Annotated in this window: 13 protein-coding genes; 8 read left to right on the plus strand and 5 right to left on the minus strand. The window is 69.8% G+C overall.

Annotated elements, in window-relative coordinates; genetic code table 11:
• The 8 genes from rapZ to secG form a co-directional block, all read left to right on the plus strand.
• The coding region (gene rapZ, locus CVO76_RS05365; protein WP_208741082.1) for an RNase adapter RapZ at positions 1–738 on the plus strand (738 nt) is incomplete at its 5' end.
• Positions 738–1,763: a gluconeogenesis factor YvcK family protein gene (locus CVO76_RS05370; RefSeq protein WP_133081872.1), complete on the plus strand. Its 1,026-nt coding sequence runs from the start codon at positions 738–740 to the stop codon at positions 1,761–1,763. The genes rapZ and CVO76_RS05370, both read left to right, overlap by 1 nt.
• A gap of 10 nt (positions 1,764–1,773) precedes the next feature.
• Positions 1,774–2,754 carry a DNA-binding protein WhiA gene (whiA, locus tag CVO76_RS05375; RefSeq protein WP_133081873.1) on the plus strand — a complete coding sequence of 327 codons (981 nt, stop codon included), beginning with the start codon at positions 1,774–1,776 and terminating at the stop codon, positions 2,752–2,754.
• A 118-nt stretch (positions 2,755–2,872) separates the two neighbouring features.
• A complete protein-coding gene (locus tag CVO76_RS05380; protein ID WP_208741084.1) occupies positions 2,873–3,502 on the plus strand; it encodes a superoxide dismutase in 630 nt (209 codons plus the stop codon).
• Positions 3,503–3,759: 257 nt separating this feature from the next.
• Positions 3,760–4,770 (plus strand): type I glyceraldehyde-3-phosphate dehydrogenase, encoded by a 1,011-nt coding sequence (gene gap, locus CVO76_RS05385; protein WP_133081875.1) that lies wholly within the window; start codon positions 3,760–3,762, stop codon positions 4,768–4,770.
• A gap of 10 nt (positions 4,771–4,780) precedes the next feature.
• Entirely contained in the window at positions 4,781–6,031 is a 1,251-nt protein-coding gene (locus CVO76_RS05390) for a phosphoglycerate kinase (protein ID WP_208741087.1), read from the plus strand.
• Between the two features lie 113 nt (positions 6,032–6,144).
• Positions 6,145–6,960: a triose-phosphate isomerase gene (gene tpiA, locus CVO76_RS05395; RefSeq protein ID WP_208741089.1), complete on the plus strand. Its 816-nt coding sequence runs from the start codon at positions 6,145–6,147 to the stop codon at positions 6,958–6,960.
• Between the two features lie 52 nt (positions 6,961–7,012).
• Positions 7,013–7,264 carry a preprotein translocase subunit SecG gene (secG, locus tag CVO76_RS05400; RefSeq protein WP_043445180.1) on the plus strand — a complete coding sequence of 84 codons (252 nt, stop codon included), beginning with the start codon at positions 7,013–7,015 and terminating at the stop codon, positions 7,262–7,264.
• A gap of 77 nt (positions 7,265–7,341) precedes the next feature.
• Here the strand turns inward: secG and pgl are convergent, their stop codons facing one another.
• The 5 genes from pgl to tal form a co-directional block, all read right to left on the minus strand.
• Positions 7,342–8,163 carry a 6-phosphogluconolactonase gene (gene pgl, locus CVO76_RS05405; protein WP_208741092.1) on the minus strand — a complete coding sequence of 274 codons (822 nt, stop codon included), beginning with the start codon at positions 8,161–8,163 and terminating at the stop codon, positions 7,342–7,344.
• A gap of 4 nt (positions 8,164–8,167) precedes the next feature.
• The gene (locus CVO76_RS05410; protein WP_133081879.1) at positions 8,168–9,097 is read right to left on the minus strand and encodes a glucose-6-phosphate dehydrogenase assembly protein OpcA; all 930 of its coding nucleotides are present in this window, start codon (positions 9,095–9,097) and stop codon (positions 8,168–8,170) included.
• Positions 9,094–10,638, minus strand: a complete 1,545-nt coding sequence (gene zwf, locus CVO76_RS05415; RefSeq protein WP_208741094.1) for a glucose-6-phosphate dehydrogenase — start codon at positions 10,636–10,638, stop codon at positions 9,094–9,096. Before zwf ends, CVO76_RS05410 begins: the two co-directional genes overlap by 4 nt.
• Entirely contained in the window at positions 10,631–12,289 is a 1,659-nt protein-coding gene (locus CVO76_RS05420) for a glucose-6-phosphate isomerase (RefSeq protein ID WP_208741096.1), read from the minus strand. Before CVO76_RS05420 ends, zwf begins: the two co-directional genes overlap by 8 nt.
• A gap of 5 nt (positions 12,290–12,294) precedes the next feature.
• On the minus strand, positions 12,295–13,148 hold an 854-nt coding region (gene tal, locus CVO76_RS05425; RefSeq protein WP_208741098.1), incomplete at its 5' end, for a transaldolase.

A 13,148-nucleotide genomic window follows, 5' to 3' on the forward strand; every position in this document is an offset into this window, starting at 1 on the left:
ACGGAGCTCGTGGCGCGGACGCCGCAGTCCATCCCCAAGCTCGCCGTGGTCATCGACGTCCGCGGCAAGGAGCTCTTCAACGACATCAAGGCATCGCTGGACGGGTTGCGGGCGGCCGGGGTCGGCTACCGCGTGCTCTTCCTCGATGCCGACGACGCCGTCCTGGTGCGCCGGTTCGAGCAGGGTCGCCGGCCGCATCCGCTGCAGGCGGACGGCCGGATCCTCGACGGCATCGCGGCGGAGCGCGACGTGCTCAGGGAGCTGAAGCACACGTCGGACATCGTGATCGACACGAGCGAGCTCAATGTGCACGCCCTCGCGACGAGTGTGACCGAGCTGTTCTCCGAGTCCGGCCCCATCGTCCTCCGCCTCAACGTCATGAGCTTCGGTTTCAAGTACGGCCTCCCGGTGGACGCCAACTACGTGGCGGACGTCCGCTTCATCCCGAATCCGCACTGGGTGCCGGTCCTGCGACCCCAGACCGGGCTCGACGCGCCCGTGCGCGACTACGTGCTCGGCGCGCAGGGCGCCGGTGACTTCATCGACCGGTACGTCCACGCCCTCGTCCCGGTCCTGGACGGCTACCGCCGCGAGAACAAGCACTACGCCACCATCGCGGTCGGCTGCACCGGTGGCAAGCACCGGTCCGTCGCCGTGACCGAGGAGATCGCACAGCGCCTGGCCCAGCTGCCGGGCGTGCAGGTCGCTGCTCACCACCGAGACCTCGGGCGTGAGTAGTGGCCCTGTTCTCCGGGTCCCTCCCCCTCGTCCCGCCCGCGGCCCGCAGGAAGGGTGACGGACCGGGCCCCGGCCCGTCCGTCGTCGCGCTCGGCGGCGGGCACGGGCTGTCGGCGTCGCTGTCCGCCCTGCGGCTCCTGACCCAGGAACTGACCGCCGTGGTGACCGTGGCCGACGACGGCGGGTCCTCGGGGCGGCTGCGCCGCGAACTCGGTGTCCTGCCACCGGGCGACCTCCGGATGGCCCTCGCGGCGCTCTGCGACGACACGGACTGGGGGCGCACCTGGCGTGACGTGATGCAGCACCGCTTCACCTCCCGGGACGGCGTCGAGGGCTCACTCGACGACCACGCCATGGGCAACCTCCTGATCGTCACGCTGTGGGAGCTCCTCGGTGATCCGGTCGCCGGCCTGCAGTGGGCCGGCGCCCTGCTCGGCGCGCGGGGCAGGGTCCTGCCGATGGCCAGCGTGCCCCTGACGATCGAGGGCGACCTGCTCAGCGAGGTGCAGGGGTCCCTGCGCGTGACGACCGTGACGGGACAGGCCCGACTGGCCGTGGCCGCCGACACCGGCAACGTGAGCAACGTGCGCCTCCTCCCGGCAGCAGCACCGGCCTGCAGGGACGCCCTGGAAGCCATCGAGCTGGCCGACTGGGTGGTCCTCGGGCCGGGGTCCTGGTACACCTCGGTGCTGCCGCACCTGCTGCTTCCCGAGCTCCGGGACGCCCTGTGCCGGACCTCCGCCAAGCGGTGCCTCACCATGAACCTCACCAACGACACCAAGGAGACCCAGGGCATGAGCGCGGTCGACCACCTCAGCGTGATCTCCCGCTACGCACCGGATTTCACCGTCGACGTGGTGCTCGCCGACCCCGCGGTGGTAACAGACCGCGAGGAGTTCGAGCGGGCCGTCGCAGGAATGGGCGGACGGGCGGTCTTCGGTACAGTGGGAGTTTCGACCGGTAAGCCCGTACATGATCCCCTGCGGCTGGCGACGTCCTACAACGACATGTTCGGGGAGAACTAGGAGTGTATCTGTGGCCCTGACCGCCGATGTCAAAGAGGAGCTGTCCCACCTCGACGTCAAGAAGTCCTCGGTCCGCAAGGCCGAGGTGTCCGCGCTGCTGAGATTCGCCGGGGGCCTCCATATCATCTCCGGCAGGATCGTCATCGAGGCCGAGGTGGACCTCGCCTCGACGGCGCGCAGGCTCCGGGCGACCATCGCCGAGGTGTACGGGCACAACAGCGAGATCATCGTCGTCTCGGGCGGCGGCCTCAAGCGGGGCAACCGCTATGTGGTGCGCGTGGTGCGCGAAGGGGAGTCCCTCGCCCGCCAGACCGGACTCCTGGACAGCCGTGGCCGCCCCGTCCGGGGATTGCCGTCCGCCGTCGTCAACGGCTCGACGGCGGACGCCGAGGCCGTCTGGCGCGGCGCGTTCCTCGCACACGGCTCCCTGACGGAACCCGGCCGCTCCTCCTCCCTCGAGGTCACCTGCCCCGGCCCGGAGTCCGCCCTGGCACTCGTCGGGGCAGCACGGCGGCTCGACATCGCCGCGAAGGCGCGGGAGGTGCGCGGCGTGGACCGCGTGGTCATCCGCGACGGCGACACCATCGCCGCCCTCCTGACGCGCATGGGCGCGCACGACGCGCTCATGGTGTGGGAGGAGCGCCGGATGCGCAAGGAGGTGCGGGCCACGGCGAACCGCCTCGCGAACTTCGACGACGCCAACCTGCGCCGGTCGGCACAGGCCGCCGTGGCCGCGGGCGCGCGCGTCGAGCGTGCCCTTGAGATCCTCGGCGAGACGGTGCCCGAACACCTGCGCTACGCGGGGGAGTTGCGGGTGGCCCACAAGCAGGCGAGCCTGGACGAACTCGGCCGCCTGGCGGACCCGCCCATGACCAAGGACGCCATCGCCGGCCGCATCCGGCGCCTGCTCGCCATGGCGGACAAGAGGGCGTCGGACATCGGGATCCCGGGGACCGATGCGAATGTGACCGCGGACATGCTCGACGAGTGAAGAAGTGCATAGGATGGAACGACAAGCCCGCTTCTGATCAGGTGGGCCGCCTGCCGTCCGGGCTCCCGCTGGAGTCGACGGGCGCGCCGGCACCTGGGACCACTACATGGAGGACTACGTGAGCGAATACGTACTGCCGGATCTCGATTACGACTACGCGGCCCTGGAGCCGCACATCTCGGGCCGGATCATGGAGCTGCACCACTCCAAGCACCAGGCCACCTACGTCAAGGGCGCCAACGACGCCCTCGCCCAGCTCGCCGAGGCCCGCGCGACCGGGCAGTTCGGGACAATTCCCAAGCTCTCCAAGGACCTCGCCTTCCACGTCGGCGGCGTCATCAACCACAGCATCTTCTGGAAGAACATGTCCCCCGAGGGCGGCGACAAGCCCGAGGGTGAACTGGCCGCGGCCCTGGACGACGCGTTCGGATCCTTCGACGCGTTCCGCGCCCACTTCACGGCCGCCGCCACCTCCCTGCAGGGTTCCGGCTGGGCCGTGCTCGCCTACGAGCCGCTCGGCCAGAACATCGTGATCGAACAGCTCTACGACCAGCAGGGCAACGTCCCCGTGGGCACCGTGCCGCTGCTGATGCTGGACATGTGGGAGCACGCCTTCTACCTGGACTACGTCAACGTCAAGCCCGACTACGTCAAGGCCTGGTGGAACCTGGTGAACTGGGCCGACGTCCAGACCCGCTTCCAGGCGGCACGCACCGGCGCCTCGGTGCTCATCACGCCCGGCCGCTGACCGGCCACCACCACACGCCCCGCGCAACCGGGGCGATCCACGTCCGGAGTGCGTGCGGAACGCCGCGCTGAGTAAGGTTGGAGCCGTGCAGGGACGCGTCCCCGCACGGCTCCGGCGACGGACACCGCTCCGCAGGGAGCCAGCAGGACCCGATTCACTTCGGCACGAAGGTGTGCCCGGTACCAGATTTATTCGTCGCCGGCATCACCCGAGAAGGGTCATCGCGGCGGCACCACCTATGAAGGAGATGGAAACCAGTGACTACTCGTGTTGGAATCAATGGCTTCGGCCGCATCGGTCGCAACTACTTCCGCGCGGCCCTCGAGCAGGGTGCGGACCTCGAGATCGTTGCCGTCAACGACCTGACGAGCCCCGAGGCCCTCGCCCACCTGCTGAAGTACGACTCCGTGACCGGCCGCCTGAAGGCCTCCGTCGAGGTCGACGGCGGTGACCTCGTGGTCGGTGGCAAGCGCGTCAAGGTACTGGCCGAGCGCGATCCCGCGAACCTGCCCTGGAAGGACCTCGGCGTCGACATCGTGATCGAGTCCACCGGGTTCTTCACCAAGGCGTCCGACGCGCAGAAGCACATCGATGCCGGCGCCAGGAAGGTCCTGATCTCCGCCCCCGCGTCCGACGAGGACCTCACCGTGGTGCTCGGCGTCAACGACGGCGACTACGACCCCGAGAACCACCACATCATCTCGAACGCGTCCTGCACCACGAACTGCCTCGGCCCGCTCGCCAAGGTGCTGAACGACTCCTTCGGCATCGAGCGCGGTCTCATGACGACGATCCACGCGTACACCGCCGACCAGAACCTCCAGGACGGCCCGCACAAGGACCTCCGCCGCGCACGGGCCGCAGCGATCAACATGGTGCCCACCTCAACGGGTGCGGCCAAGGCGATCGGTCTCGTCCTGCCGGAGCTCAAGGGCAAGCTCGACGGCTACGCCATCCGCGTCCCCGTCCCCACCGGTTCGGCCACCGACCTGACGGTCACCCTGGGCCGCGAGGTCACCGCCGACGAGGTCAACGCCGCCTACAAGGCTGCCGCTGCCGACGGTTCGCTCAAGGGCTACCTCTCCTACACGGAGGACCCGATCGTCTCCTCGGACATCGTGACGGATCCGGCGTCGTGCATCTTCGACTCCGGACTGACGAAGGTCCTCGGCAACCAGGTCAAGGTCGTGGGCTGGTACGACAACGAGTGGGGCTACTCGAACCGCCTGGTCGACCTGACCGAAATCGTCGCTGCCAAGCTCTCCTAGGCGATCGCCCGTGGCTTACGCAACGCTCGACGACCTCCTCGCCGAAGGCGTCCGCGGACGCCGTGTCCTCGTCCGCTCGGACCTCAACGTGCCCCTCGAGGGCGACGTCCCGGAGTTGAAGGTCACCGACGACGGCCGCGTACGCGCGTCCCTGCCCGTTCTCCGCAGGCTGAGCGAGGCAGGGGCGGCCGTGATCGTCCTGGCGCACCTCGGACGGCCCAAGGGCGCACCCGAGCAGAAGTACTCGCTCGCGCCGGCCGTGGACGTCCTCCGGGACCTCGCGGACTTCCCGGTCACGCTCGCGCCGGACACCACGGGTGAGGGTGCCCGCAGCGCGGCCGCAGCCCTGGCCGAGGGGGAGGTGCTCGTCCTCGAGAACGTGCGCTTCGACGCGCGTGAGACGAGCAAGGACGACGCCGAGCGGTCGGCCTTCGCCCGCGAGATCGCGGACCTGGCCGGCCCGGACGGCGCCTACGTGGACGACGCCTTCGGTGCGGTGCACCGGAAGCACGCGAGCGTGTACGACATCGCCGCGCTGCTGCCGTCCTACCAGGGTGATCTGGTCAAGGCCGAACTCGTGGTCCTGGAGCGGCTGACGAAGGATCCGCAGCGGCCCTTCGTCGTCGTGCTCGGTGGTTCCAAGGTGTCCGACAAGCTGGCCGTCATCGAGAACCTGATCGGCACGGCGGACCGTATCCTCGTGGGCGGCGGCATGCTGTTCACGTTCCTCGCGGCCCAGGGCCACAAGGTGGGCGCGAGCCTGCTCGAGGAGGACCAGATCGAGACCGTTCGCGGCTACCTCGAGCGGGGCTCCCGTGACGGCACGCAGTTCGTCCTCCCGACCGACATCGTCGTGGCGGAGAAGTTCTCCGCCGACGCCGGTTCGGGCGTTGTCGCCGCGGACGCCATCGAGTCGGGGACGTACGGAGCGACCGGCATCGGCCTCGACATCGGCCCCGTGACGGGTGCGGACTTCGCCGCGAACATCGCCGAGGCGAGGACCGTCTTCTGGAACGGGCCGATGGGCGTCTTCGAGTTCGAGGCGTTCGCCGGCGGTACCCGGGCGGTCGCCCAGGCCCTCGTCGACGCACAGGCGGACGGCGCCCTGACCGTGGTCGGCGGCGGCGACTCCGCCGCTGCCGTCCGCGGCCTCGGCTTCGCCGACGACCAGTTCGGGCACATCTCGACCGGTGGCGGCGCGAGTCTGGAATACCTCGAAGGCAAGGAACTGCCCGGCCTCACGGCTCTCGCCCGCGACTAGCGGGAGGGCGGGACGATCGACCGTCCGGCAACGGGCGCACAGGAAGAGCGGGATCCGCGGGGCCGAGGCCGCGCGGATCCCGCCCCCATGCAACGAACAGATGGAGTAGGACGATGACCACCTCGACCAACGGCGCCTTCGACCGCCGCCCGCTCATCGCGGGGAACTGGAAGATGAACCTGGACCACATGCAGGGCATCACCTTCCTGCAGAAGCTGGCCTGGACCCTCGACGACGCGGGCCACGACTTCTCGCGCGTCGAGGTCTCGGTCTTCCCGCCCTTCACCGATCTGCGCGGCGTCCAGACGCTCGTCAAGGGTGACAACCTCGACGTCGTCTACGGCGGCCAGGATCTCTCACCCGAGGATTCCGGCGCGTACACGGGGGACATCTCCGGTCAGTTCCTGGCCAAGCTCGACTGCACCTACGTGCTGGTCGGACACTCCGAACGGCGGACGATCCACTCCGAGTCGGACGCGCTGCTCAACCGGAAGGTGCACGCCGCCTACCGCCATGCACTGGTGCCCGTGCTGTGCGTCGGCGAGGGCCTCGAGATCCGGCAGGCCGGAACGCATGTCGCCTCGACGCTCGAGCAGCTCCGCCAGGGCGTCGCAGGCCTGACGCCGGAACAGGCGTCCGCCCTCGTGGTCGCGTACGAGCCCGTCTGGGCCATCGGTACGGGTGAGGTCGCCGGACCGGAGGACGCGCAGGAGATGTGCGCCGCCATCCGCGCCGAACTCGGCTCCCTCTTCGATGCGGAGACCGCCTCGAGGACGCGCCTGCTCTACGGCGGCTCGGTGAAGGCGGCGAACGCCGCGAGCATCCTCAAGGAGCGCGACGTCGACGGCGTGCTCGTCGGCGGTGCGAGCCTCGACGTGTCCGAGTTTGCTAGTATTGTCAGGTTCGAACAGCATCTGGTGACAGACTAGTTCCGTGCGCCGGCCGCTCCGCTGAGCGGCTACCGAGCCTTGAAAGGGCCCCGTGGAAATCCTCCGTATCATCCTGCTCGTCCTGCTCGGGATCACGAGTCTCCTGCTGACCCTCCTGATCCTGCTCCACAAGGGACGTGGCGGTGGTATGTCGGACATGTTCGGTGGCGGCATGACCTCGAGCATGGGATCGTCCGGGGTCGCCGAGCGCAACCTCAACCGGTTCACGGTGGCCCTCGGACTCGCATGGGGCGTGGTCATCGTGGCCCTCGGCCTCATCCAGCGTTTCGCCGGCGAGTCGTAGGGCACAGCACACAACCGTACGGAGAAGGCCCCCGCTTCCAGCAGGAAGCGGGGGCCTTCGTCATCGACGGGCCGTCGTCAGCCGACGGACTCCTCCTCGTCCTCGTGGTCGATCAGGCGCCCGGGCAGCTTCTGTGCCGCGTCCTGGTCGATCAGCCACAGGGTCTTCCGCACCCCGCGCGCCCCGGCGGCGGGGACCTGGACATGGCCGGCTCCCGCGAGGGCCAGTCCCACGGCACCGGCCTTGTCGCTGCCGCTGACGGACAGCCAGACCTCCTGGGCGGTGTTGATCGCCTCCAGCGTCAGCGAGATGCGCTGCGGCGGAGGCTTGGGCGCATCGGCGACCCCCACGGTCGTCTCGCCCTTGGTGCGGATGCCGGCCATCTCCGGGAAGAGCGAGGCGACGTGCGCATCGGGTCCGACACCGAGCAGGAGGACGTCGAAGCGGGGTAGGCGCGGATCGGGCTGTACCGTGTCCTCGTCCGCCGCGCGTTCGGCCTTCGCGGCCACCGCCAGCTGTTCGGCGTAGTCGAGGGCGGCCGCGTCCTCGTCGGGGAACTCGTCCTTCGAGCCGAACTCATGGATCTTCACGGGGTCGACGGCGACACGGTCGAGGAACGCGGTGCGCGCCTGGACGGCGTTGCGGTCCGGGTCCTCGGCGCGCAGGAACCGCTCGTCACCCCACCAGAAGTGCACGTTCGCCCAGTCGACCGCCGTGTGCGCCGGTGATTCCACGACGGCCTGCAGGGCCGCCGTGCCGATCGAGCCGCCCGTGAGGACCACGGTGGCCGTGCCGCGGTCGCTCTGCACATCGACCAGGCGCGTGATCAGTCGCGCCGCCACGGCCGCCGCCAGGGATGTCGGGGAAGGATGGATGCTGACTTTCGGTTCAGCGCTCATACGGTCACACGCTCCTCAGGTTGGTCAGGGCGAGTCCTTCGGTGATGACCTCTCCGAAGACCTCGTCGGGGTCGAGCCGCCTCAGCTCCTCGGCGAGGCAGTCGCGCAGGCCCCGCCGCGGCAGCGAGATGCGCTGGACGGGCTGGTCCGGCTGGTGCAGCTCGGCGACGTCGTGGTGCGGACGGTGGAGTTCGATGTCCCCACCGTCACGCATGAGGCGCACGCGTTTGAGTCCGGTGCCGGCCGGCCCCGCGGTGATATCGACGGGCGCGTCCAGCGCCCGTGTGAGCCAGGCGGCCAACAGGACGGTGCTGGGGGAGTCCGACGCGCCCTCGACGGTGACCGCCGTGATCGGCTGGTCGCCCTCGAGCTGGTCCAGCACGGCTGCGAGCTGGATGCGCCAGTTGGTGAGGCGCGTCCAGGCGAGGTCGGTGTCGCCCGCGGCGTAGGTGCTGCGGATGTTGAACAGCGCCGCCGTCGGGTCCGGCTCGTTGGCGGAGTCGGTGATCCGGCGGTGCGCGATGCTGCCGATCGACGTCTGGGACGCGGCCTCGGGCACGCCGTGCGGCCACCACGCGACGATCGGCGCGTCGGGCAGCAGGAGGGCGGACACCAGCGACTCGTTCTCGTCGGAGAGCTCCCCGTAACCGCGCAGCACGATCACCTCGGAGGCGCCGGCGTCGCCGCCGACGCGGATCTGGCCGTCGAGGCGTGTCGGCTCGTCCGGCGATCCCTCGGCGAGGACGATGATGCGGCACGGGTGCTCGCGGCTGGCCTCGTTCGCCGCGTCGATGGCCTCCTCCTCCTGTCCCGACCTCGTGATCACGACGAGGGTGAGCACGCGCCCGAGGGCGACGACGCCGCCGCGTTCGCGCATCGCCATCAGCTCCTTGGACACCTTGGAGGTCGTGGTGTCGGGAAGCTCTACGATCATGGCCTTCTCCAGGTTCGTCCATCGGCTGCGAGCAGCTCGTCGGCGGATGCGGGACCCCAGCTCCCCGGGACATAGGGATCGGGCTGGCCGTCGAGGGACTCCCAGTGCTTCTCGAACGGGTCGAGGATCTGCCAGGACAGCTCCACCTCCTGCTGGCGCGGGAAGAGTGGCGGCTCACCGAGCAGGACGTCGAGGATGAGTCGCTCGTAGGCCTCGGGGCTGGACTCGGTGAACGAGTGCCCGTACCCGAAGTCCATGGTCACGTCGCGGACCTCCGTCTGGGTACCGGGCACCTTGGAGCCGAAGCGGATCGTGACGCCCTCGTCGGGCTGGACCCGGATGACGACCGCGTTCTGGCCGAAATCCTCCTCGTTGTGGTCCCGGAACAGGAGGTTCGGGGCCCGCTTGAAGACGACTGCGATCTCCGTGACCCTGCGCCCCAGCCGTTTGCCGGCGCGCAGGTAGAACGGGACGCCGGCCCAGCGGCGCGTGTTGATGTCCAGCCGGAGCGCGGCGAAGCTCTCCGTCGTGGAGTCGGCCGGGATGCCCTCCTCCTCGAGGAAGCCGTTGACGCGCTCCCCGCCCTGCCAGCCGGCCTCGTACTGTCCGCGGGCGGACCGGCCGGTGAGGTCGGCGGGGAGGGAGACGGCCGCGAGGACCTTCTCCTTCTCGGACCGGAGGTGGTCGGCGTCGAACGAGATCGGTTCCTCCATGGCCGTCAGGGCGAGCAGCTGGAGCAGGTGGTTCTGGATGACATCGCGGGCAGCGCCCACACCGTCGTAGTAGCCTGCGCGGCTGCCGATCCCGATGTCCTCGGCCATGGTGATCTGCACGTGGTCGACGTAGTTCGCGTTCCACAGGGGCTCGAAGAGCTGGTTGGCGAAGCGCAGGGCCAGGATGTTCTGGACCGTCTCCTTGCCCAGGTAGTGGTCGATCCGGAACACCGCGTCCGGAGGGAAGACCTCCTCGACGATGCTGTTCAGCTCCCGCGCGGACTCGAGGTCGTGCCCGAAGGGCTTCTCGATGACCACGCGGCGCCACTGGCCGTCGTCGGGCTGCGCCAGGCCGTGCTCGGAGAGCTTCTGGCACACGGCCTCGAACGCGTTGGGCGGGATCGAGAGGTAGAACGCGTGGTTCCCCCGGGTCCCCCTGCTCTGGTCGAGTTCCTCGATGCACTCCCTGAGGTTCTTGAAGGCGTCGTCGTCGTCGAACTCGCCCCGGACGAAGCGGATGCCGGCGGAGAGCTGCTCCCACACGGTCTCGTTGAACGGCGTGCGGGCATGCTGCGTGACGGAGTCCTTCACCTGCTCCACGAACTCCTCGTTACTCCAGTCCCGGCGGCCGAAGCCGACGAGGCCGAAGCTCGGGGGCAGGAGCCCCCGGTTCGCGAGATCGTAGATGGCCGGCATGAGCTTCTTCCGGGCGAGGTCGCCGGTCACACCGAACAGGACGAGCGAGGACGGGCCGGCGATCCGGCTGAGCCTCCTGTCCCGGGGGTCGCGCAGCGGATTGGTGGCTCTCGCCGTCGTGCCGTCAGGCATGCCCGTCCGTTCCCCGCTCGTCCCGGCCGGACGCGGCGAGTGCCGAGACGACGCGCCGCAGCTGGGCGACGCCCGCCTCGCGTTCCGTCAGGTGGAGGCGGAGCACGGGCCGGCCATGGTCGGCGAGGACCTGGGCGTCGCCCGCGGCCTGCGCGGAGATCAGCTCACCGAACGTGAACGGCCGGTCCGGGATGGCGAGGTCCTCGTGCGCTGCACCGGTCAGCTGGAGGTACGCCCCGATGGGCGAGCCGCCCTTGTGGTACTGGCCCGTGGAGTGCAGGAAGCGCGGGCCCCAGCCGAACGTGACCGGTCGGCCGGTGGCGGCGGCCAGCGGTGACCGGATCTCCTCGAGTGCGGCCTGCCGGTGCCGGTCGAGGTACGCCTGGACCGAGAGGTAGCCGTTCGCGGGGAGTGCGGCGAGGAGCGCCTCGAGGGCTTCCGAGACCGTGCTCGACGACCCGAGCAGGCCCGCGTCGCCGCGCACCTCCACGGCACCGTCGACGAAGGCCGCCGGGGAGGGCTCGGGCTGGGCGTCCAGCAGGCCGCGCGCGGCCTTCTTGGCCGCCTCGACGTCGGGCTGGTCGAAGGGATTGATGCCGAGCAGGCGTCCCGCGACGGCGACCGCGTATTCCCAGACGAACAGCTGGCTGCCCAGGGTACCGCTGACCGTCAGCCTGGTGCCGTCGGTGAGCTCGTCGGTGGGAGCCTCGTCGAACGGGGCCAGGAGGACGGGCAGGACGTCGTCGGCCACCTCCGCGAGCTCGGGTGCGCCGCTGGAGGCGACGACGGGAAGCAGCCCTGTGCCGAGCTTGCCGGTGGACTCCGCGATGAGCTGTTCCGCCCAGTCGGCGAAGCCGGGCAGCCCGGATCCGGCATCGGCGAAGACGATCTTGTCGCGGAGCGGGTTGGTCCCGCCCAGGACGGCGCCGAGCTGCAGGCCGACGTTGTCGTCGACGTCGTCGCCGAGGAACTCCGCACTGTCCTCGGCGTCGTCCAGCAGTGTCTCGATGTCCGCGCCGGCGAGGCCGGACGGTACCAGGCCAAAGGCCGTGAGGGCCGAGTACCGGCCGCCGACCTGGGGGTCGGCGTTGAACACCTTCCGGTAGCCCGCCTTGTGTGACGCCTCATCGAGGGGAGACCCCGGATCGGTCACGATGACGATGCGCGACGCCGCGTCGATGCCGGCGTCGGTGAACGCCTGCTCGAACAGCCGGCGCTGCGAGTCGGTCTCGACGGTGGAGCCGGACTTCGACGACACCACGATCGCGGTGCGCTGCAGGTCCTCCTCGAGGGCCGCGCGCACCTGGTCGGGGTCGGTGGCGTCCAGGACGACGAGCGGGACGCCCGCCTCCTTCGTGATGACCTCCGGCGCGAGCGAGGAGCCGCCCATGCCGCACAGCACGATCCGGTCCACCCCTTCGGCCAGGAGATCGGCGCGGAGGCCCGCGATCTCCGGGAGGAGTGCGCGCGAGCCCTCGAACAGGTCGATCCAGCCCAGGCGGACCGAGGCTTCGGACTCGGCGTCACCGCCCCACAGGGTGGGGTCCTTCGCCATCAGCCGGGAGGCGAAGCGTTCCTGCACGAGTGCGGGTACCGCCGACTCGACCGCGGCGAGCGCCGCGCCGGACGCGGTCAGTGCGAATGAGCCCATGGGGATCAGCCCTTCGAAGCGTCGAGTGCGGTCTGGACGGTCTCGAGGAGCTCCGACCAGCTGGCGACGAACTTGTCGAGGCCCTCGGTCTCGAGCTGCTCGACGACCTCGTCGTACGAGATGCCGATCGCGTCGAGCTGGTTCAGGACCTCGTTGGACTCCGCGTACGTGCCCGTGATGGTGTCGCCCTCGACGACGCCGTGGTCGGCCATCGCCTCGAGCGTCTTCTCCGGCATGGTGTTCACGACGTCCGCTGCGACGAGGCCGGCGACGTAGAGCGTGTCCGGGAGGTTCGGGTCCTTGACGCCCGTCGATGCCCAGAGGGGACGCTGCGCGTTGGCGCCGGCGGACTTCAGGACCTGCCAGCGCTCCGAGGAGAACTGCTCCTGGAAGACCTGGTAGGCGAGGCGTGCGTTCGCGAGTCCCGCCTTGCCCTTGAGTGCCTTCGCCTCGTCGGTCCCGACGGCGTCGAGCCGTGCGTCGATCTCGGCATCGACGCGGGAGACGAAGAAGGAGGCGACCGAGTGGATCCTGGCGAGGTCGTGGCCGTTCTCCTTCGCCTGCTCGAGGCCCACCATGAACGCGTTGATCACGGCGCGGTAGCGCTCGAGCGAGAAGATCAGTGTCACGTTCACGCTGATACCGGCCGCCAGGGTCGAGGAGATCGCCTCGAGGCCCTCGACGGTCGCCGGGATCTTGATGAGCACGTTGGTGCGCTGCACCTTGGCGTGCAGGCGCTTGGCCTCGGCGATGGTCCCGGCAGTATCGCGGGACAGGCGGGGATCGACCTCGATGGAGACGCGGCCGTCGGAGCCGTGCGTACGCTTGGCCTCCTCGGCGAAGATGTCGCAGGCCTGGG

The organism is Arthrobacter agilis (assembly GCF_002953615.1).
Lineage (GTDB): Bacteria > Actinomycetota > Actinomycetes > Actinomycetales > Micrococcaceae > Arthrobacter_D > Arthrobacter_D agilis_B.